The following is an 18,827-nucleotide window of genomic DNA, read 5'->3' as shown; positions in this document are numbered from 1 at the left end:
CGCGGAGAAACTACTCCGCGCGCTTGGCGAGCTTGGTGAACTTCTTCAGCACGCGGTCGCGCTTCAGCTTCGAAAGGTAATCGACGAACAGCACGCCATTGAGATGGTCGATCTCGTGCTGAATGCAGGTCGCGAACAGGCCAGAAGCCTCTTCCTCGATGGTCTTGCCGTCGAGGTCCATATAGCGGATCCGTACCGTCGCCGGACGTTCCACTTCCTCGTAATATTCGGGGATCGACAGACAGCCCTCTTCATAGACCGAGAGCTCTTCCGAGGCCGAGATGACCTCCGGATTGATGAAGACACGCGGCTTCTTGCCGTCCTCCTCATCGTCCTTCTTGGCGATGTCCATGGTGATCAGCCGCAGCGGAACCGCGATCTGGATCGCCGCCAGCCCGATCCCGGGTGCGTCGTACATCGTCTCGAACATGTCGTCGGCGAGCTTGCGCACCTCTGACGTCACCTTCTCGACTGGTTTGGAGATCAGCCGCAACTGTTTGTCGGGCAGGATAATGATTTCACGAATGGCCATGGCGGCGATTTAATCTGCGCGCCGGTCCGGGTCAATCCGCTGGAAAAGCTGGACTTTGAAGGGCGTTAACTCACCGCTAACCATGAAAATTGAGGCGCGGTTAACCATGCCGGTTAAGGTCTGCTTAACCACATTTCTTAGGCTTGGCTTAACCAGGAAAATTCATTTTGCATTAACTATAAATGTTCCCTCTTCGTTCGCATGACCGACCGAATCGGCTACAAGGATGGGATGAACGAGATTCTTTTCATGATCGGCGACATGCCGGTCACCGCCGGTGTGGCATTGATGGGCTTCAGTGCTCTGGCGCTGGGTTTGCTGCTCACCATCGCCATCATCATCGCTCGCTCCGGTAGCCGCGGCGCCGCCATGGCCATGGCCCAGGCGATCCGCGCCGACGAACTGGAAGAACGCCTCAGCGAAGTGCTGAAAGCACAGAACGAAGCCACCGGCCGCGTCGACGCCATGGGCCAGGCCTTGGCCGGCCGTCAGGCCGACATGGCACGCGCGGTGTCCGAGCGGCTGGACTCGGTGACCCATCGCGTCGGCCAATCCATGGAACAGACCACCCGCAACACGATGGAAAGCCTGAGCGCGCTGCATGAGCGGCTGGGCATCATCGACAACGCCCACAAGAACCTCACGGACCTCACCTCGCAGGTGACGACCTTGCGTGACGTACTTGCCAACAAGCAGTCGCGTGGCGCGTTCGGTCAGGCGCGGATGGAAAGCATCGTCAAGGACGGCATGCCGAGCGGCGCCTATGCGTTCCAGCACACGCTATCGTCGGGCAAACGGCCGGACTGCGTGATCTTCCTGCCGGATCAGCGTCCACTGTGCATCGATGCGAAATTCCCTTTGGAGGCCGTCACGGCGCTGCATGACGCGCGCAGCGACGAGGAGAAGAAATACGCGGCGCAGCGCTTGCGCGCGGACGTGATGAAACATGTCACCGACATCGCCGAGAAGTATCTGGTGGCCGGCGAGACGCAGGATACGGCGCTGATGTTCGTGCCGTCGGAATCCGTCTATGCGGAAATCCATGACGGCTTCGACGACATCATCCAGAAGGCCTATCGCGCCCGCGTCGTGCTGGTTTCCCCCTCGCTGCTGATGCTGGCTATCCAGGTGATGCAGCAAATCCTGAAGGACGCGCGGATGCGCGACGCCGCCGACCAGATCCGCACCGAGGTACTGAATCTGGGCGACGACCTCACCCGGTTGCGCGATCGCGTGATGAAGCTGCAGACGCATTTCGGGCAAGCCAATGAGGACGTCCGCCAGATCCTGATCTCCGCCGACAAGATCGAGAAGCGCGCCGGCCGCATCGAGGAACTGGATTTCAGCAAGAGCGAGCCGGCGGCCGAGATAGCCCCGGCCATCGCGAAGACCGCCGCCCCCGACATGTTCGCGCCGCTGCCGCGCAAGCTGCAGGCGGGGGAATAGCTCCAGAACTCCAACTGTCATCGCCCGGCCGAGCGCGCAATTGCGCGCTTGGACCGGGCGATCCAGTATCCGACGGCGGTTGTAGTTTGCTATGAAGTATCAACGTTAAGGGCAGTGTATACTGGATCGCCCGGTCAAGCCGGGCGATAACAACTGAGAAAGTGGTGCCGAGAGGCAACTGAGTTATTGCGCCCTCACCGGCAGATGAGGGGATACAGATCGTCCCAATTGGGATTATCTTTCTCGATCAGTGCGATCTTCCATTCCCGCATCCACTTCTTGAGCCGCTTCTCGCGGTGCATGGCGTGTTCGATATTGTCGAAGCGTTCGTAGTAGACGAGCCGGTCGATGCCATAGGCCTTCGTGAATCCCTCTGCGGCTTTCGTTTTGTGTTCGTATACGCGGCGAATGAGATCGTTCGTCACGCCGATATAAAGCGTTCCGCCGATGTCGCTTGCCAGAATGTAGACGTAAAAGTTGTAGGCACGCATCGTCAGGACTCGCCACTGCCGTTGCACCAAACTCACTTGTCGTCACCCGGCTTGACCGGTTGACCCAGTATACACCGACCTTACGTTCGTACGACGCTGCCAAACACAACCAACGCCGGATACTGGATCGCCCGGTCCTAGCGCGCAATTGCGCGCCAGGCCGGGCGATGACAACCGAGGGGAAGGATACGAAGCCACAGGCCGCTTTCCCCCGAATCTGCTAACCCTTCCCCATGACCAGCGCGCCTGACTCGTCCGAAGCCGCCCTCGCCTTGAAACCCCGTGCCACCTGGCGCGAGAGCATGGCGGTGTATCTGCAGCCGCGGGTGCTGATCGTGCTGCTGCTTGGCCTGTCGTCGGGTCTGCCGCTTGCATTGTCCGGCTCGACGCTGCTGGTGTGGATGCGCGAATCCGGCGTCGATCTCGGTACCATCGGGTTGTTCGCCCTCGTCGGCACGCCCTACACGCTGAAATTCCTCTGGGCGCCGCTGGTCGACGCGCTGCACGTGCCATTCTTTACACGGCAGTTCGGTCGCCGCCGCGGCTGGCTGGTATTTTCACAGCTGCTGCTGATCGGCGCGATCCTGCTGCTGGCGCTGACCGATCCTGCACGTTCCCCGCTGTTCGTCGCCCTCGGCGCGCTACTGGTCGCCGCGATGTCGTCGACACAGGACATTGTCGTCGACGCGTTTCGTGTGGAGAGCCTGCCGGAGAGCGAACAGGCAGCCGGCATGGCGTCCTATGTCGCGGCCTATCGCATCGGCATGCTGATCTCCACCGCCGGCGTGCTGTTTCTGGTCAGCGCCTTCGAGAGCACCGGCATCGCGCGCTCCACCGCATGGATGTGGGGCTATGTGGCGATGGCTGCGATGGTGCTGATCGGCACGGTCACAGCGCTTGCGGCCACCGAGCCCGAGCAATCCGCGCAGGCCGAAGCCGCCACGCGCGGCGACAGCGCCTTCACGCGCGTGCTGCAGGCAGCGATCGGTGCGTTCTCCGAATTCCTGGCCCGTAAGGACGCCTGGGCCGCGCTGGCGTTCGTGGTGCTGTTCAAATTCACCGACGCATTTTCCGGCACCATGACGGCGCCGTTCGTGATCGATCTCGGCTTCACCCGCAACGACTATGCCGCCATCGTCAAAGGCGTCGGCCTTGCCGCCACGCTGATCGGCGGCTTCGCTGGAGGTTTTGTCGCGCGGCGCTATTCACTGGCGGCGAGCCTGTGGATCGGCGCTGTGTTGCAGGCGCTGTCCAACCTGGCATTCTCGTGGCTCGCCATCGTCGGCGTCAATCAATGGGCGCTGGCACTGGCCATCTCGGTCGAGAATTTCACCAGCGCCATCGGTACGGTGATCTTCGTCGCCTACCTTTCGGCGCTGTGCAAAAACCCGCTGCACACCGCCACGCAATATGCGCTGCTCACGGCGCTCGCTGCGGTGGGGCGGACCTATCTGTCGGCAGGTGCAGGTTACGTCGCGCAGGCGACGGGATGGCCGATGTTCTTCGTCATCAGCGTGGTGGTCGCGGTACCGAGCCTGATCTTGCTGATCTGGCTGCAGCGCCGCGCGCATTTCGAAATGCTGGGGCCAGTGCGGGTTTAACCGAAGCGAACTCAGTTCGGCTTCGTCACCACGCTCCATTTCGTCACCAGCGCTTCACTCATCTGCCCGGCCTGCTCGGCGCAGGTGACTTCAGCAACCTTGAGCGCAACTTCCTTGCCGACAAGCTTCTTCAGCTGCGTGGCCTGCACGTCATTGGCAACGACGATCTCGAACGTCTCAGGTCCGGTCTCAAGATTGCACAGCCCTGCAGGCGCCGGCAGCCGACGCGGCTCGCTGACCACTTGATACACATTGGTGCGCTTGCCCTTGGCATCGCGGCTGCGCATGGCGTTGAGCTGCCCGGTCAGCACATCGCCGATCTTCATCGTCTTCGGTGCCACCGGCGTCGCAGGCGCAGCCGGCGTTTCGGTCGCGCCGCTGGCGGCCGTAGCAAACAGGCCGGCCGCACAAATCGCAGCGGCCCAGGTCGGCAAAGCCTTCAAGTCATATCGTGTCATCAATGCTCTTCCAGTCTTAAAACAGCGTCCGCTGTCGCATTGCTGCCGACAGCGTGCCTTCGTCGAGATAATCGAGTTCACCACCAACCGGCACGCCATGTGCCAGCCGCGTCACCTTCACATTGGCCTCCTGCAGGAGGTCGGTGATGTAATGTGCCGTGGTCTGCCCATCAACCGTCGCATTCAGCGCCAGGATGATTTCGCTCACCTCTGAATCATGCGCACGTGACACCAGCGCGTCGATGGTCAGATCCTGCGGGCCGACGCCGTCGAGCGGCGACAGCGTTGCACCCAATACATGATACTTGCCCGTCGTCGCATGGGCGCGTTCGAGCGCCCACAAGTCTGCGACATCGGCGACCACCACGATGGTCGAGGGATCGCGGCGCGGGTCCGTGCAGATCGTGCAGGGATTCTGCGTATCGATATTGCTGCAGACCTTGCAGACCTGAATCCGGTCGATCGCCACCTGCAAGGCACCGGCTAGCGGCGTCATCAGCGCCTCGCGCTTCTTGATCAGATGCAGCGCGGCACGCCGGGCCGAGCGCGGGCCAAGACCGGGCAGCCGCGCCAGCAGTTGAATCAGGCGCTCGATTTCCGGACCGGCCGTGGATGCCATCTCAGGTAAGGCCCATCCCCGGCGGCAGACCGAGGCCGCCGGTCAGCGCCTGCATCTTCTCTTGCATCGCAGCTTCCGCCTTGCGGCGCGCATCACCGAGCGCTGTGACCAGCAGATCCTCAAGGATCTCGACTTCGTCGGCTTTGACCAGCGAGGGATCGATCTTCACGGCCTTCACTTCGGTCTTCGCGGTCATCCGCACGGACACGAGGCCACCGCCGGAGATACCTTCGACCTCGACATGGTCGAGCTCGTCCTGCATCGCCTTCATCTTTGATTGCAGCTGCGCTGCCTGTTTCATCATGCCGAGAAAATCAGCCATGAGTTTTCCTTCGCAGTTCGATTAATCGTCGTCATTGAGACCGTCGGTCGCGTCATCGCTGATCAGGTCGCTATCGCTGCCGTTGAAGTCCGGCGGCTCAGGGGCGATGACACGAACCTCGACCTTCGCACGCGGAAACCGTGCCAGCACTTCCTTGACCCGCGGATCGGCTTCCGCCGCGCGCTGGCGTTCGTTCTTCTGCTCGAGCTGCTGATCGCGCAGCGTCGGCTGTCCCTGCTCGTTGGACACGATCACGGCCCAACGCCGGCCGGTCCACTGTTCGAGCTTGCGCGACAGATCGTTGATCAGCGTGCGCGACGCCGTGCGCTCCATCGCCAGCTCAAGCCGCCCGTCTTCGATCTTGATCAGGCGCACATCGGCTTCGAGCGCCCCGCGCACCATCAGGTCGCGTTTCTCGCCGGCCAGTGCGACGAGTTCAGGGAAGGTGGAAATCTTCAGCACCGCTGCGGGCGGTGCATCTGCCATGCCGACTTGCGGCCGCGGCGATGGTTCCGCGCCGCCGCGCTGCATGGTCGGACCACGCGACGCACTCGCTGACATCGTCGGCATGGCGGACGGCATCTGCGCTGACGGCAAAGATGCCGACGGAGCGGACGATGGCGCGGCACGGCCTCCACCATTCGTTGGGATCATCGGCGACGTCCCGCCATTCTGGTCGAGCATCCGGATCGCTTCATCCGGCGTCGGCAGATCGGCAACGTAAGCGATGCGCACCAGCACCATCTCTGCGGCGGCGGCGGGACGCGTCGCGCCCTGCACCTCCGTGATGCCCTTGAGCAGCATCTGCCACATCCGCGACAGCACCCGCATCGACAGCTTCGAGGCGAAATCGCGCGCGCGCAGACGTTCGGTCTCTCCAAACGCGACATTGTCGGCGGTTGCCGGCACGATTTTCACGCGGGTGACGAAATTGACGAATTCGGCAAGATCGCTCAGCACCACAATCGGATCAGCGCCGACGTCGTATTGTTCGCGAAATTCCTTAAATGCACTGGCGATGTCACCGCGCGCCAGCGAATCGAACAAGTCGATCACGCGGGTGCGGTCAGCAAGGCCGAGCATCTGCCGGACGGCGTCGGCGCGGACCGTGCCCGCGGCATGCGCAATGGCCTGATCGAACAGCGACAGCGAATCGCGCACCGAGCCTTCGGCGGCGCGGGCGATGATGCCCAGCGCTTCCGGCTCGACCTCGACATTCTCTTTGCCCGCGATGTTCGACAGATGCGACATCAGCACGTCGGCATCGACGCGGCGCAGATCGAAGCGCTGGCAGCGCGACAGCACGGTCACCGGCACCTTGCGGATTTCGGTCGTGGCGAACACGAACTTGGCGTGTTCCGGCGGCTCTTCCAGCGTCTTCAGGAACGCGTTGAAGGCGGCGGTCGACAGCATGTGGACTTCGTCGATGATGTAGACCTTGTAGCGCGCGCTGGACGGCGCATAGCGCACGCTGTCATTGATCTGGCGGACATCGTCGACGCCGGTATGCGACGCGGCGTCCATTTCGAGAATGTCGATATGCCGGCTTTCCATGATCGCCTGGCAATGGATGCCGGGCGTCGGCATGTGGATGGTCGGGCCTTTGACCGAGCCATCGGCCATCTCATAATTCAATGCGCGCGCCAGAATACGCGCCGTCGTTGTCTTGCCGACACCGCGGACACCGGTAAGGATCCAGGCCTGCGGAATGCGGCCGGTCTCGAACGCGTTGGAAACGGTGCGGACCAGCGCTTCCTGGCCGATCAGATCGTCGAAACTGCCGGGGCGGTATTTACGCGCGAGCACGCGATAGGGCGTGGCGGCAGCAGGCGCCGGGGCAACGCCCATATCGAAACCGCTCTGGTGATCATCAGGAGGGGACGTGCCAGCGTCGGTCATCGAGGAATCCGCAATGTGTTGTCTCGTAAAGCCGGCTTGCGGAACATCTGGCGCATCATAGGCGGAACGGGACACAGGTTCCGGCCTTCGATGCTGCCTCACTCATGGAACAAGGCGCCCACCGAGCTAACGACCCATGTGCAGGACGCTGAATTTGCTCGATAAAACAAGTAGGAGACTGACGAGCGACCCGATCCGGATCTCGTTAGGGCTGCTTCCTTCCGGACCTGACCCGATTGGCGAGTGGCTCGTCCACCGCCAATCTCCCGGTGCTTATTTGGGGCCAAAATGGTCGGAAAGCAAGCGCGGCGCGTGTCGCAAGTCCGCCGCAAGTTTTGCGCAGGAAAGTCGCAAGAAAACGTGGTCCAGACGCGCAAAACCGGCCATGACGGGAGTTGTCTGCGCAGCCGCTTCCTGCGACGCTGTGCGCCTTAATCGAGAGTCAGAATGGCCGCTCCCTCCTCCTGGTCGCTGCACGAGCAGCTGCAACAAGACACCATCGACATCGGCGACCTCCCCCTCAGCCGCGTGCTGGTGGTGAAGGACGCGCACTACCCCTGGCTGATGCTGGTGCCGCGCCGCGCCAACACGACCGAGATCATCGATCTCGACGAGGTCGCGCAGGGCCAGTTGATGACCGAGATCAACCGTGTCGGCCGGGCGCTCAAAGAAACCACCAAATGCGACAAGCTCAATGTCGCGGCGCTCGGCAACATGGTGCCGCAGTTGCACGTCCATATCATCGCGCGCCGCAAGACCGATGCCGCCTGGCCGCGGCCGATCTGGGGCGTAATGCCGCCACTCGCCCATGACGCGGCAGAAGTGCAGCGCTTCATCTCAGAACTCCGCCGCAAGATCTGGCTCGGTTGACCATCATGACAAGCAAGCTGTTTCCGCTCGGCCATCCGGCCTTCGTCTCCAACACGCTCGACCGCGCCGCGCATCTGCGCTTCAGCGACGAGAAACTGTTCGCGCTGGAGGGCAAAAGCTCCTCGCGCGCTTATGTGATCTACCGCGACTCGCTGGTCATGAAGAAGGATGGCGATGCCCAGCGCGCGCTGCTGACCATCGACGAGGCGCTGAAATTCGGCGCCAATCCTGGCACTGTCTTTCTCGGCCTGCGTGATGGCGATGCCGTGTTCGGCATGGGCATCGGCGCACCCGCCGTCGAAAAGCTGCTGACCCGCGACGATGCCGTCGTCAGCGAACTCCGCGGTATGGCCATGCAGGGCATGGTGCCGCCGGAGCAGCTTTCGGCGGTTGCACAGGCCAAGTCGCTCGTCTCCTGGCATCAGCGCCACGGGTTTTGCGCCAATTGCGGCGCCAAGTCCTCAATGGCCGAAGGCGGCTGGAAGCGCGTTTGCCCGAGCTGCAAGACCGAGCATTTCCCGCGTACCGATCCTGTCGTCATCATGCTGGTGGAGAAGGGCGACAAGTGCCTGCTCGGCCGCCAGAAGCAGTTCGCTCCGGGCATGTATTCGTGCCTTGCCGGTTTCGTCGAGGCGGCCGAGACCATCGAGGACGCGGTGAAGCGCGAGATCTTCGAGGAATCCGGCATTCGCTGCACCGACGTCACCTATTACATGACACAGCCTTGGCCCTATCCGTCATCGCTGATGATCGGTTGCTCGGCGCGCGCCATCAGCGACGAGATTACCGTCGACAAGATGGAACTTGAGGACGCCCGGTGGTTTGACCGTGATGAGGCGATGCTGATGTGGAAGCGCGAACACCCGGACGGGCTCGCTGGACCGCACCCATTCGCCATCGCGCATCATCTGCTCGGTCGCTGGCTGCATCCCGACCAAGCCTGACCACACGGGGAATCCTTCATGAGTGCCAAGCCTGTCCACGTATTGTGTATCGGCCTGCCGGTGCGCGACCTGACCTTTGCCGTCGAAGCCGTCCCGGGGCGTGGCCAGAAATTCCCCTCCCAACGTTTCGCCCAGATCATCGGCGGCAATGCGCTCAACGCCGCCATCGGCGTCAGCCGGCTGGGTGGCCGGGCGTCGATGACCGGGCCGATGGGCGACAAGAACGAGACCGCCGACCAGTTTCTGTTTGACGACCTTGCCAAGGAAGGCATCGACTCCGCGCATCTGGTGCATATGCCGGATCTGGTGACACCGATCTCGGCCGTCATGATCGACCCTTCGGGCGAGCGCACCATCGTCACCTTCCGCGATCCCGAACTCTGGAAGGTAAAGCTGCCCGACCACGACCTGCTGTTGAAGGACTGCAACGCCATTCTGGTCGAAAGCCGCTGCGCCGGCTTTGCCACCGAGCTTTGCATCGAGGCACGCCATCGCGGCATTCCCGTCGTCGTCGATATCGACAGCACGCTGTCGCAGCGCGAGGGCCTGCTGACCGCCTCCTCGCACCTGATCTTTTCGGACGATGCGCTGCAATCGACCGCCGGCATCACCGACAATCTCAAGGCGCTGCAGAAGATGGCGACGCTCACCTCGTCCTTCCTTGCTGTCACCCGCGGCCCCAAGGGCACCCTGTGGCTCGACGAGCAGGGACATCCCAAGGAAACCCCGGCCTTCCCCGTTCACACCGTGGACACCCTCGGCGCCGGCGACATTTTCCATGGCGCCTTCGCGCTGGAATTCGCGGGCGGCAAGTCGGTACCGGAGGCGCTGCGCTTCGCGTCCGCCGCCGCGGCCCTGAAATGCACCCGCTATGGCGGTGCTTTTGCCTGCCCGCAACGTGCTGAAGTCGAACAGCTTTTGAGGGAATCCAGGGTCGGCGCCCTTAGCTGAGGCGGTACAGGGCTTGCTTTGGAAGAATGTTCTATATATGAGGTTACTCGACCCCATAATTAGAACAAAGTTCTTCCCATGACCGATGTCGCCGACCAGCCCCTTGAATCCACCCGCCGCCTCGATGCGATCGATCGCAAGATCCTGACCGTCCTGCAGGAAGACGCCTCGCTGTCGGTGGCCGAGATCGGCGACCGCGTCGGGCTTTCGTCGACACCGTGCTGGAAGCGCATCCAGCGCCTCGAGGCCGATGGCGTAATCCTCCGCCGGGTTGCCCTGGTCGATCAGAACAAGATCGGCCTGGGTATCTCGGTGTTTGTCTCGGTGGAGAGCGGCGACCATTCCGACGCCTGGCTGAAGAAATTCGCCGATGCCGTCAGCGCCATGCCCGAAGTCATGGAATTTTACCGGATGGCCGGCGACGTCGACTACATGCTGCGCGTGGTCGTGGCCGACATGCAGAGCTACGATATCTTCTACAAGAAGCTGATCAGTGCCGTGGCCCTGAAGAACGTCACCTCCCGCTTCGCCATGGAGAAGATCAAGTCGGTCACGGCGCTGCCGGTGCCACCGATGCCGGCTGCTTGAGAAATACCGCGCTGTCGTCGCCCTGTCGGACCGGGCGACGACGCCGAAACAGATCAATCATATACTTCGATTGAATCAACAATAATGATCAATTAGATTTATTGATCAAACGGCATGAGGATGTGGCCAAACCGGAGTTTGGCCCATGACCGTTCTTGCCCAAGATGCGAACCGCACCAGCCCGCTTGCTGCTCGCAACCTCCCGCTTCTTCCCGGATTGGCGCTCACCGGCGCCATCGCCGGCACTGCACTCGCCTTGCGTGAAATCCCCTATATCGGCCTCGCCAGTCCGATGATCCTGGCCATCGGCATCGGTATCGCGATCCAGAACACATCCGGCGCGCCGGCTGCGGCCAAAGCCGGCATCAGTTTCTCCATGCGCAGCATCCTGCGCTTCGCCATCATCCTGCTCGGCCTGCAGCTCACCGCGGCGCAGTTGCTGGAAGTTGGCGGCATCAGCTTCGCGGTGATCGCGGCGACGCTCGTTGCAACCTTCATCTTCACCACATGGCTTGGCCGCGCGATGGGTATCGACCGCAGACTGGTCGAACTGATCGCCGCCGGCACATCGATTTGCGGCGCGTCCGCCGTGATCGCAACCAACACCGTGACCCGCGCGCCCGATGAGGATGTCGCCTACGCGGTCGCCTGCGTCACCATCTTTGGCTCGATCGCCATGTTCGTCTATCCGCTAGTCGGTAGCGTGCTGGAGCTCGACCCACATCATTTCGGGCTTTGGGCTGGCGCATCGATCCACGAGATCGCGCAGGTGGTCGCGGCCGCCTTCCAGCAGAGCCGTGAGGCCGGCGAATTCGGCACCGTCGCGAAACTCGCGCGCGTGATGATGCTGGCACCGGTGGTGATCACGCTTGGCCTGCTGGCGACACGGCGCGCACGCGCCATCGGCGCGGGATCCGGCAGCGCCAAGGTGCCGATGCCGTGGTTCGCCTTCGGCTTCGTGGCGATGGTGATCCTGAATAGCCTCGTTGACGTGCCGCATGCAGCTATGAGCGTGATCATTCCGATCACGACCTTCCTGCTGACCATGGCGCTCGCCGCCATGGGGCTGGAAACCGATATCCAGAAGCTGCGCGCCAAGGGCCTGCGCCCGCTGCTGCTGGGTGCTGCAGCCTTCCTGTTCATTGCCGGCTTCAGCCTCATGCTGGTGAAACTGACTACATGATGGAGATGCCATGACGCTCGAACAGCTCCGGATCTTCGTCGCCGTCGCCGAACACGAGCACATGACGCGGGCTGCCGAGAGTCTGCATCTTACCCAATCTGCCACCAGCGCCGCCATTGCGGCGCTGGAAACGCGCTATGCGACGCAGCTGTTTCACCGCGTCGGCCGCCGCATCGAATTGACCGAGATTGGCCGCGCCTTTCTGATCGAAGCCCGGGCCGTGCTGGCACGCGCTGCCGCCGCGACGACCGTCCTCACCGATATGGCCGGCATGACGCGCGGCTCCCTTGCGCTGGCCGCGAGCCAGACCGTCGGCAACTACTTTCTGCCGCCTGTCATGGCGCACTATCGCCAGCGCTTCCCCGGCATCGACCTCAGCCTCCGCATCGGAAATACCGAACAGGTGGCCGACTGGGTGCGCGACGGCGAAGTCGATCTCGGCATCGTCGAAGGCGCGGTTGACCATCCGGCACTCGCGACCCAGCCCGTCGGCGACGACGAACTTGTGCTGGTGGTCGGCCGATCGCATCCATGGGCGAAGCAACACACTGTCGTGCCGGGTCAGTTCGCCGAGACGAACTGGGTGCTGCGTGAAGCCGGTTCCGGCACGCGCGCCATTGCGCAATCGGTACTGGACCCATCAGGAATCGCGCCCGACGACATCCGTATCGCCATGGAGCTGCCGTCGAACGAAGCCGTCTGCGCGGCCGTCGTGGCCGGCGCTGGTGCGAGCATTATCTCCCGGCTGGTCGCCACCGCCCTGATCGGCAACGGTGACCTGATTGCGCTCGACGCCCAATTGCCGACCCGCCGCTTCGTCATGCTTCGGCATAAAGAGCGCTACGCGACACGAGCCGCACGCGAAATGTCGCAAATGATCATGGCAGGCAAGACGACAATGACCAATTCTACAGTGTCATAAATCCAACAAGGCAAGCATCGGATGAGTCCAACGACGAGGCAGGGCAAGACGTCTTGCCTGCCTCGTCGCAAAACCCATCTCCGCTTCGAGCTGATCAATCGAGGCCGCTCTTCTTCATCAGAGCGACGGCGGCGGGCGACGAGATGTAGGTGAAGAACTGCTTGGCAGCTTCCACGTGCTCGGCCTTCGACGAAACCGCCGCAGTGACAACACTGCTCTTCTGCAGATCCTCCGGCAACGGCCCCACAATCGCCAAACCCGGCTCCAGGCGCAGCTCGCTAATTTGCTGCAGGCCAAGTTCGACCTCTCCGCTCGCAACCGACTCGCCGACGAATTTCCGGCCGAGAATGACCTTGCTCTTGGCAGCGACTTCGTCGGCGATACCGAGCTTCTTCAAGAGAACGTTGGCGACGTAACTGCCGCTGGCGCCCTCCGAATAGCCGATCGATGACGCGTTCAGGAGCGCTTGGCGCAGAGCCGCCGCGGAGGATATGTCAGGCAGCGGATGCCCCATCTTGACCGCCACGCCGATCTTGGAGACCGCGATATCCTTGCGCTCGAGAGGCACAAAGAAGCCGCCCTTCACCAGCTCGTCCATCCCCGTATTCACCATGATCAGCACATCGACGTGCTCACCGTTTTTGATACGTACCTGGCTCGCTTCCGGCGAGTTGCCGGACGACGGCCCCCACGACATCGTCACTTTGTGACCGGTATCGCGTTCGAACAGAGCCGCGATTTCGGAAAAAGATCCTTTCAGGATTCCCGTGGTCAAGACTTTGATGTCGTCTGCCCGTGCATTGCCTGCACATGCGAGCAGGGCGCCGACGGCAACCAAAGTCTTCGCTGTTCGTGTGAAGTTCATACTGAATCCTCCCTTTCTTGTTTTGGCGATCACGGCTGACCGCAAGGCCGGCATTTGCCGGATCTTGCGGTCAGGTCTTGGACTTGCGTCGCCGCTCTGCGGAATGCTGCCGGCAATCAAGTGTCAGCGGGGCCGAGAACGATCACCCCGTCCGCCGCGCGCACGCCCTGACCCGTGGGAAGCACGAAGACGGGATTGATCTCGGCCTCGATGAGGCGCTCGCCGAGCTGCGCCACCATCTCCGAGAAGGCAACGATCGCCGATACCAAGGCATCGACATCGCATTTCGGCCGACCACGGAAGCCGTCCAGCAGCGGCCATGTGACGAGTTCGCGAGCCATGGCCAGCGCCTCGCTGCGGGTAAGGCCGCCCTCCGGCGGGAGCAGGCGCATCGAGGTGTCCTTGAAGAGTTCGGCGGTGACGCCGCCCATGCCGAGCAGGACCGCCGCCCCCAATGAATCCCGATGCATGCCGAGGATGAACTCGACTCCGCCGGTAACCATTTCCTGGACGAGAAAGCGTCGCGGACGCTCGGACGTGTTGCGCTCGACCTCGTCGGCCATGGCCAACAGGCGAGCGCCGATCGTTTCAAACGTCAAATTCACCGCAACGCCACCGACGTCGCTCTTATGCGTGATGGTGCTGGAGAGGATCTTGAGGACGACGCGGCTGCCGAGTTCTCGCGCCGCGGCTTCCGCTTCCGAAGGCGTGGTGACGATCTTCTCCGCCGCGGTCGGCACACCGAAACGCGCGAACAGCGTCTTCGCCTGTGCTTCGTCGAGCGCGCCCGCAGGAAAGTCGCTGATGTCGATCGTGCGCCCGATGCTCCCGGATGGCTGCAGCTGCACGGCGTGTGCAGCCTGCAGCAGCCCATCCAGCGCACCGGCACAGCTCTCTGCGGATGTATAGGCGGGAACACCACGCTGGGTCAGGACCGACACGACATTCGGCGCGTAGGGGCTCACATAGGCGATGACCGGCTTGTCGCTCATCGGCAGGCAGTCCCGGATTGCGTCGGCCATCAAGGCCGGCGTGCCCACTGCGGACGATCCGGCGATGATGACCAGGGCATCGTAGGTGGTGCTGGCCAGCAGGATGCGAATGGCGCCCCGGAGCAGGTCCGGCTGCAGACCAGCCAATGTCACGTCGATCGGATTGCGATCCAACACGGCATGAGACCCTGACTGCAATGCGCGCAACTGCTCGGCGGTCTTTTCGTCGGGCGCGGGCGTTTCGAAGCCTGCCATCCCCAGACAGTCGGAGACGATTGTGCCGGCACCGCCGGTCGACGTCAGAATTGCCACGCGCCTGCCGCGAAGCGACCGTCCAGCCGAAAGAGCCGCAGGAATATCGAGCAGATCCTCGAAGGTTTTCGCACGAACGATGCCAAGCTGCCTGAAGAAGGCATCATACATGCGATCCGAGCCCGCCAGCGCTCCCGTATGCGATATGGCGGCCTTTGCACCCGCCTCCGATCGACCGATCTTGAAGACGACAACCGGTTTCCCGGCGCGTCGTGCTTTCAGCGCCGCCTCGCGAAAGCGTGCGGGATTGCGGATCGCCTCGATGTAAAGCGCAATGACTTTGGTGGCATCGTCATCCGCGAGATAGTCGATGAAGTCGGCGAGCTCGAGATCCGCCTCGTTGCTGGTTGAGACCAGCTTCGACAGTCCGATGCCGCGCGCCGCCGCGCGCGACAGCAGGGATCCGAGAATGCCGCCGCTCTGTGAAACCAGGCCGATCGATCCCGCGGTGAAGTGGTCCATCGCCAGCGCGCCCGACGCGGACAGCACGATATTGTCGGTGAGATTTACCAGGCCGATCGTATTCGGCCCGAGAATACGCATCGATCCGGCAGCTTCCAGAAGCTGCTGCTGCCGTTCGGCGCCGTCTGCGCCGGTTTCCGTAAAGCCGCTGGCCAGAACGATCGCCGCAGCCGTTCCACGCTTGGACAATTCGCGCACCGCGCCGTGGGCGCGCTCCGCGCCGAGCAGGACAATGGCGACGTCCGGCACGGCCGGCAGCGACGCGATGTCCGGGTAGCAGGTAAGGTCGCCGATCTTGTCCACCTTCGGATTAACCGGATAGATCTCGCCGACAAAGCCGTGCTTGAGGAGAAACGAAGCCGGTCGCCCGGACGTCTTGCTCGGGTCCGCCGAGGCACCAATGATGGCGACGCTGCGCGGTTGGATCAGCCGCTGGATGGCATTCATCGGTCTACTCCTTCGACGACGACTGGGCGAGAAACGCCAGCACAGCTTCCCGATGCTCGGTGCTGGTGTAGCAGATGCCCTGCGCCTGACTGCCGAGCGCGAAAATCTCGTGCGCAGAATGTTCGAACGTTTCGTTGAGGATCTTCTTGCCCAGCGCGAGTGCGGTCGGAGAATACTGCGCGAGGTCGGCCGCCCAATTCTGCGCGGCCGTCAGCAGCTCGGCGGACCCCACCTTGCGATCCATGATCCCGAGCGCAAGCGACTCATCGGCCTCGACGACGCGGCCGGTAAAAATCAGCTCTTTCGCTTTCGACAGTCCGACGCGTCTGGGTAGAAAATACATCCCGCCGCCGTCCGGGATCAGGCCACGTTTGATGTAGGACCAGGTGAATTTGGTGTGCTCGGTTCCCATCACGAAATCGCAGGCCAGCGCAACATCCGCGCCAAGGCCGGCAGCGGCGCCGTTGACGGCGGCTATAGTCGGCTTCGGCAGGTTGAGCAGCAACGATTGCGCGCGATGCACGCCCTGCTGCCGGCTCCAGCCGTTGAACGCAACCTCTCCCTGTGGCGCTTCAAGCCGGCGCTTCATACCGCTGATGTCGCCGCCGGCACAGAATGACTTTCCGCGGCCAGTCAGGACGAGGGCCTTGATCGCATTGTCACGGGTGACCGTTTCGAGCGCGCTGACGAACTCGCTGCGCATATCGTCGCTCATTGCATTGCGCCGATCCGGGCGGTTGAGGGCGATCGTTGCAACGCCGGCGTCAACGGAAAATTCGATCAACTGAAAGGACATGGAAAGGCCTGTGCTTGAAGTTTGAGATGGGCGGATGCGCGTGGAGAGCCGACCTATTCCGCCTTGATGTTGGCGTCCTTGATCAGCTTGCTCCAACGTTCTTCTTCGCGCTGGACATAGCGATCGAGTTCGGCCGGAGAACTCGCCTCCATGATGAGACCTTCGTTGGTCTCGAGGCGCTTGAACGCTCCCGAGCTCACCGCTTGTTTAACGGCCTTGTTCAAGCGATCGATGATCGGAACGGGAGTCTTCGCTGGTGCATAGAGGCCATACCAGGATTCAGCCGCGTATCCGGGGACGCCTGCCTCTGCCACGGTCGGCAAATCTGGATAGGCGGGCGAACGCTCCGACGACGTCACGGCCAATGCGCGAAGCTGGCCAGACTCGACCAGCGAAGCCGCACTCGCCACGGTCGTAAAGATGACCTGGATCTGGCCGCCGAGAAGATCACTGATCGCGGGCGCAGCTCCCTTGTAGGAGACGGTGGTCAACTTCACGTTCGCCATCGTATTGAAGAGCTCGCCGGCGAGATGGGCGGACGTTCCGACACCGAATGTCCCATAGTTCATCTTGTCGGGGTTCTTTTTCGCCTCGGCGATCAGGTCGGCAATCGACTTGATGCTCGACGACGGATTGACGACGACGACGTTGAACGATCGCGCGATCAGCGAGACCGCGGCAAAGTCTTTGTGCGAATCGAACGGCAGCTTCGCATTGAGGCTCGGATTAACCGCGTGCGCGAACGTCGCCATCAGCAGCGTGTAGCCGTCAGGATCGCTAGTCGCCACAGCCTGGGTGCCAAGGATTGTACCCGCTCCGGGCCTGTTCTCGATGATCACCGACTTCTTCAGATCCGGAGAGATAGCCTGCGCCAGCGTCCGTGACACGATATCCGTTCCCCCGCCGGCCGCAAACGGAACAACGATCTTGACGAGTTTTTCGGGGTATTCGGCATGGGCCGGTCTGGCAGATACGGCAACCAATGCGACGTATCCGATCAGGCAGGCGACCACGCCTGCGGAGCCAAGCGCGACGCGAAATGCGGCCGCAGGTATTTTTGATGTGCGACCGATCAGGGCGCTTGAGGCTTCCATGCTGGCATTCATGCCAATCTCCCTTCGATTTTTTTGCGCGAGGCATCTGAACGTGCCGTCGTCATCAAATGCAGCGCGATGCCACCTCGACGGTGCGCTGTTTAGCAGTTGCACGAACGCGGTCATCGCCGCATTTCCATCTGGTGGAATTGGCGAACATACCCTATTTGATGTCGGGATCGCGATTGGAGGCGTCATGGCAAAGAGATTTGTTCCGCAAAAAGCTCCTATAAATCGCTCATTGGACAGGGGCATCGCGATCCTCAGAGCGTTTCGGCCCGGCGCGGAGCTCCTCGGCAACGGTGAGCTATCGGAGCGAACGGGTCTGTCACCTGCAACGGTCAGCAGACTCACGCAAACGCTCACTCATGCTGGATATCTGGAATACGATTCCATGCAGCGCGCGTACCGGCTGGGTGCAGGCGTCCTCAGCCTCGGACATGCCATGCGGACAGGATCGTCCGTTCTGCGGGTTGCTACACCTCTGATGTCGGGACTGGCACGACGCCTGCGTATCAATGTCGGGCTGGCGGTGCAGGATTCAGACGAGATGGTGTATCTCGAATCGCTTCGCTCTAATGTCCGTGCTTCTCAACGCGTCATCGTATCCGGACATCGGGTGCCCATCGAGCTCACGGCGCTGGGCCGCGCATTTCTGGCCGCTGCAAAGGACCCCGAGCGAGCCGCGCTCATCGCCCGGCTGAAATCGAAAGGACGCAAACGCTGGCCACTCATCGAGCGGGGAATTGCCGAAGCCGCAGCCAGCATCAAACAAAAGAACTACTGCATCGCCACGTGGCAGCCCGAAGTCACAGCGCTCGCAACGCCCATCGTCATAGAAGGGCGACCGGTCTATGTGCTCAATGTCAGCGTCACCTCGGACGAATCCGCTGCCATCTGGGAAGAGCGGCTACACCAGCCCCTTCTGGATCTGGCCGCACAGATTCGGGCAGCCATCATCGATCTGGAGCTGCCCTAAACACGATCCTGTCGCGAAGCCTCGTTCTCTCTCATCGAAGCCGAGACTCCATCT

The 18,827-nt window shown here is 62.2% G+C and carries 19 protein-coding genes and 1 other RNA gene; 9 read left to right on the top strand and 11 right to left on the bottom strand.

Annotation, left to right across the window (positions count from 1 at the left end; genetic code table 11):
• Positions 1–10: 10 nt before the first annotated feature.
• The gene (def, locus tag AB8B20_RS23925; RefSeq protein ID WP_175368577.1) at positions 11–532 is read right to left on the bottom strand and encodes a peptide deformylase; all 522 of its coding nucleotides are present in this window, start codon (positions 530–532) and stop codon (positions 11–13) included.
• A gap of 231 nt (positions 533–763) precedes the next feature.
• On the opposite strand from def, the gene AB8B20_RS23920 reads away from it, so the two are divergent.
• Positions 764–1,978 carry a DNA recombination protein RmuC gene (locus tag AB8B20_RS23920; protein WP_439073361.1) on the top strand — a complete coding sequence of 405 codons (1,215 nt, stop codon included), beginning with the start codon at positions 764–766 and terminating at the stop codon, positions 1,976–1,978.
• A gap of 194 nt (positions 1,979–2,172) precedes the next feature.
• On the opposite strand, the gene AB8B20_RS23915 is transcribed toward AB8B20_RS23920, so the two are convergent.
• Positions 2,173–2,469 carry a GIY-YIG nuclease family protein gene (locus AB8B20_RS23915; RefSeq protein WP_093759816.1) on the bottom strand — a complete coding sequence of 99 codons (297 nt, stop codon included), beginning with the start codon at positions 2,467–2,469 and terminating at the stop codon, positions 2,173–2,175.
• Between the two features lie 233 nt (positions 2,470–2,702).
• Between AB8B20_RS23915 and AB8B20_RS23910 the strand changes: the two genes are divergently transcribed.
• Complete coding sequence (locus AB8B20_RS23910; RefSeq protein WP_439073362.1) at positions 2,703–4,070, top strand: AmpG family muropeptide MFS transporter; 1,368 nt, start codon at positions 2,703–2,705, stop codon at positions 4,068–4,070.
• Positions 4,071–4,081: 11 nt separating this feature from the next.
• Here AB8B20_RS23910 and AB8B20_RS23905 read toward each other — a convergent pair whose 3' ends face one another.
• The 5 genes from AB8B20_RS23905 to ffs all read right to left on the bottom strand — a co-directional run bounded on the left by AB8B20_RS23905 (position 4,082) and on the right by ffs (position 7,635).
• On the bottom strand, positions 4,082–4,528 hold the full coding sequence (locus AB8B20_RS23905) for a hypothetical protein (RefSeq protein ID WP_439073363.1): 447 nt from the start codon (positions 4,526–4,528) through the stop codon (positions 4,082–4,084).
• A 16-nt stretch (positions 4,529–4,544) separates the two neighbouring features.
• Positions 4,545–5,147, bottom strand: a complete 603-nt coding sequence (gene recR / locus AB8B20_RS23900; protein ID WP_089262818.1) for a recombination mediator RecR — start codon at positions 5,145–5,147, stop codon at positions 4,545–4,547.
• A 1-nt stretch (position 5,148) separates the two neighbouring features.
• Complete coding sequence (locus AB8B20_RS23895) at positions 5,149–5,469, bottom strand: YbaB/EbfC family nucleoid-associated protein (protein WP_089262819.1); 321 nt, start codon at positions 5,467–5,469, stop codon at positions 5,149–5,151.
• Positions 5,470–5,490: 21 nt separating this feature from the next.
• Entirely contained in the window at positions 5,491–7,368 is a 1,878-nt protein-coding gene (locus AB8B20_RS23890; protein WP_309947920.1) for a DNA polymerase III subunit gamma/tau, read from the bottom strand.
• Between the two features lie 170 nt (positions 7,369–7,538).
• Positions 7,539–7,635: signal recognition particle sRNA small type (ffs, locus tag AB8B20_RS23885), an RNA gene on the bottom strand.
• Between the two features lie 180 nt (positions 7,636–7,815).
• Between ffs and AB8B20_RS23880 the strand changes: the two genes are divergently transcribed.
• The 6 genes from AB8B20_RS23880 to AB8B20_RS23855 all read left to right on the top strand — a co-directional run bounded on the left by AB8B20_RS23880 (position 7,816) and on the right by AB8B20_RS23855 (position 12,826).
• Positions 7,816–8,238: an HIT domain-containing protein gene (locus AB8B20_RS23880; RefSeq protein WP_439073364.1), complete on the top strand. Its 423-nt coding sequence runs from the start codon at positions 7,816–7,818 to the stop codon at positions 8,236–8,238.
• Positions 8,239–8,243: 5 nt separating this feature from the next.
• Complete coding sequence (nudC, locus tag AB8B20_RS23875; protein ID WP_439073365.1) at positions 8,244–9,182, top strand: NAD(+) diphosphatase; 939 nt, start codon at positions 8,244–8,246, stop codon at positions 9,180–9,182.
• 18 nt (positions 9,183–9,200) lie between these two features.
• Positions 9,201–10,133 carry a sugar kinase gene (locus AB8B20_RS23870; protein WP_439073366.1) on the top strand — a complete coding sequence of 311 codons (933 nt, stop codon included), beginning with the start codon at positions 9,201–9,203 and terminating at the stop codon, positions 10,131–10,133.
• Positions 10,134–10,211: 78 nt separating this feature from the next.
• Complete coding sequence (locus AB8B20_RS23865; RefSeq protein WP_089262825.1) at positions 10,212–10,721, top strand: Lrp/AsnC family transcriptional regulator; 510 nt, start codon at positions 10,212–10,214, stop codon at positions 10,719–10,721.
• A gap of 145 nt (positions 10,722–10,866) precedes the next feature.
• Entirely contained in the window at positions 10,867–11,904 is a 1,038-nt protein-coding gene (locus AB8B20_RS23860; protein ID WP_439073367.1) for a YeiH family protein, read from the top strand.
• Positions 11,905–11,914: 10 nt separating this feature from the next.
• Positions 11,915–12,826 (top strand): LysR substrate-binding domain-containing protein, encoded by a 912-nt coding sequence (locus AB8B20_RS23855; protein ID WP_439073368.1) that lies wholly within the window; start codon positions 11,915–11,917, stop codon positions 12,824–12,826.
• A 94-nt stretch (positions 12,827–12,920) separates the two neighbouring features.
• On the opposite strand, the gene AB8B20_RS23850 is transcribed toward AB8B20_RS23855, so the two are convergent.
• The 4 genes from AB8B20_RS23850 to AB8B20_RS23835 all read right to left on the bottom strand — a co-directional run bounded on the left by AB8B20_RS23850 (position 12,921) and on the right by AB8B20_RS23835 (position 17,806).
• Positions 12,921–13,691 carry a molybdate ABC transporter substrate-binding protein gene (locus AB8B20_RS23850; RefSeq protein WP_439073369.1) on the bottom strand — a complete coding sequence of 257 codons (771 nt, stop codon included), beginning with the start codon at positions 13,689–13,691 and terminating at the stop codon, positions 12,921–12,923.
• 116 nt (positions 13,692–13,807) lie between these two features.
• Complete coding sequence (locus AB8B20_RS23845) at positions 13,808–15,904, bottom strand: acetate--CoA ligase family protein (protein ID WP_439073370.1); 2,097 nt, start codon at positions 15,902–15,904, stop codon at positions 13,808–13,810.
• A gap of 4 nt (positions 15,905–15,908) precedes the next feature.
• Positions 15,909–16,700, bottom strand: coding sequence for an enoyl-CoA hydratase/isomerase family protein (locus tag AB8B20_RS23840; RefSeq protein ID WP_089262835.1), 792 nt, complete (start codon positions 16,698–16,700; stop codon positions 15,909–15,911).
• Between the two features lie 53 nt (positions 16,701–16,753).
• On the bottom strand, positions 16,754–17,806 hold the full coding sequence (locus tag AB8B20_RS23835) for a tripartite tricarboxylate transporter substrate binding protein (protein ID WP_439073371.1): 1,053 nt from the start codon (positions 17,804–17,806) through the stop codon (positions 16,754–16,756).
• On the opposite strand from AB8B20_RS23835, the gene AB8B20_RS23830 reads away from it, so the two are divergent.
• A complete protein-coding gene (locus AB8B20_RS23830; RefSeq protein WP_439073372.1) occupies positions 17,793–18,773 on the top strand; it encodes an IclR family transcriptional regulator in 981 nt (326 codons plus the stop codon). The genes AB8B20_RS23835 and AB8B20_RS23830 overlap by 14 nt on opposite strands.
• Positions 18,774–18,827 lie beyond the last annotated feature (54 nt).

It is taken from the genome of Tardiphaga sp. 866_E4_N1_4 (assembly GCF_052076075.1).
Taxonomy (GTDB): domain Bacteria; phylum Pseudomonadota; class Alphaproteobacteria; order Rhizobiales; family Xanthobacteraceae; genus Tardiphaga; species Tardiphaga robiniae.
Note: the sequence above shows the minus strand (reverse complement) of the source record. Positions and strands in the feature narration are given on the sequence as shown.

Excerpts from the sequence above, each read along its gene's own strand:
- def (WP_175368577.1), bottom strand. The coding sequence starts at position 532 with ATGGCCATTCGTGAAATCATTATCCTGCCCGACAAACAGTTGCGGCTG.
- AB8B20_RS23920 (WP_439073361.1), top strand. The coding sequence starts at position 764 with ATGAACGAGATTCTTTTCATGATCGGCGACATGCCGGTCACCGCCGGT.
- AB8B20_RS23915 (WP_093759816.1), bottom strand. The coding sequence starts at position 2,469 with ATGCGTGCCTACAACTTTTACGTCTACATTCTGGCAAGCGACATCGGC.
- AB8B20_RS23910 (WP_439073362.1), top strand. The coding sequence starts at position 2,703 with ATGACCAGCGCGCCTGACTCGTCCGAAGCCGCCCTCGCCTTGAAACCC.
- AB8B20_RS23905 (WP_439073363.1), bottom strand. The coding sequence starts at position 4,528 with ATGACACGATATGACTTGAAGGCTTTGCCGACCTGGGCCGCTGCGATT.
- recR (WP_089262818.1), bottom strand. The coding sequence starts at position 5,147 with ATGGCATCCACGGCCGGTCCGGAAATCGAGCGCCTGATTCAACTGCTG.
- AB8B20_RS23895 (WP_089262819.1), bottom strand. The coding sequence starts at position 5,469 with ATGGCTGATTTTCTCGGCATGATGAAACAGGCAGCGCAGCTGCAATCA.
- AB8B20_RS23890 (WP_309947920.1), bottom strand. The coding sequence starts at position 7,368 with ATGACCGACGCTGGCACGTCCCCTCCTGATGATCACCAGAGCGGTTTC.
- AB8B20_RS23880 (WP_439073364.1), top strand. The coding sequence starts at position 7,816 with ATGGCCGCTCCCTCCTCCTGGTCGCTGCACGAGCAGCTGCAACAAGAC.
- nudC (WP_439073365.1), top strand. The coding sequence starts at position 8,244 with ATGACAAGCAAGCTGTTTCCGCTCGGCCATCCGGCCTTCGTCTCCAAC.
- AB8B20_RS23870 (WP_439073366.1), top strand. The coding sequence starts at position 9,201 with ATGAGTGCCAAGCCTGTCCACGTATTGTGTATCGGCCTGCCGGTGCGC.
- AB8B20_RS23865 (WP_089262825.1), top strand. The coding sequence starts at position 10,212 with ATGACCGATGTCGCCGACCAGCCCCTTGAATCCACCCGCCGCCTCGAT.
- AB8B20_RS23860 (WP_439073367.1), top strand. The coding sequence starts at position 10,867 with ATGACCGTTCTTGCCCAAGATGCGAACCGCACCAGCCCGCTTGCTGCT.
- AB8B20_RS23855 (WP_439073368.1), top strand. The coding sequence starts at position 11,915 with ATGACGCTCGAACAGCTCCGGATCTTCGTCGCCGTCGCCGAACACGAG.
- AB8B20_RS23850 (WP_439073369.1), bottom strand. The coding sequence starts at position 13,691 with ATGAACTTCACACGAACAGCGAAGACTTTGGTTGCCGTCGGCGCCCTG.
- AB8B20_RS23845 (WP_439073370.1), bottom strand. The coding sequence starts at position 15,904 with ATGAATGCCATCCAGCGGCTGATCCAACCGCGCAGCGTCGCCATCATT.
- AB8B20_RS23840 (WP_089262835.1), bottom strand. The coding sequence starts at position 16,700 with ATGTCCTTTCAGTTGATCGAATTTTCCGTTGACGCCGGCGTTGCAACG.
- AB8B20_RS23830 (WP_439073372.1), top strand. The coding sequence starts at position 17,793 with ATGCTGGCATTCATGCCAATCTCCCTTCGATTTTTTTGCGCGAGGCAT.
- AB8B20_RS23835 (WP_439073371.1), bottom strand. The coding sequence starts at position 17,806 with ATGAATGCCAGCATGGAAGCCTCAAGCGCCCTGATCGGTCGCACATCA.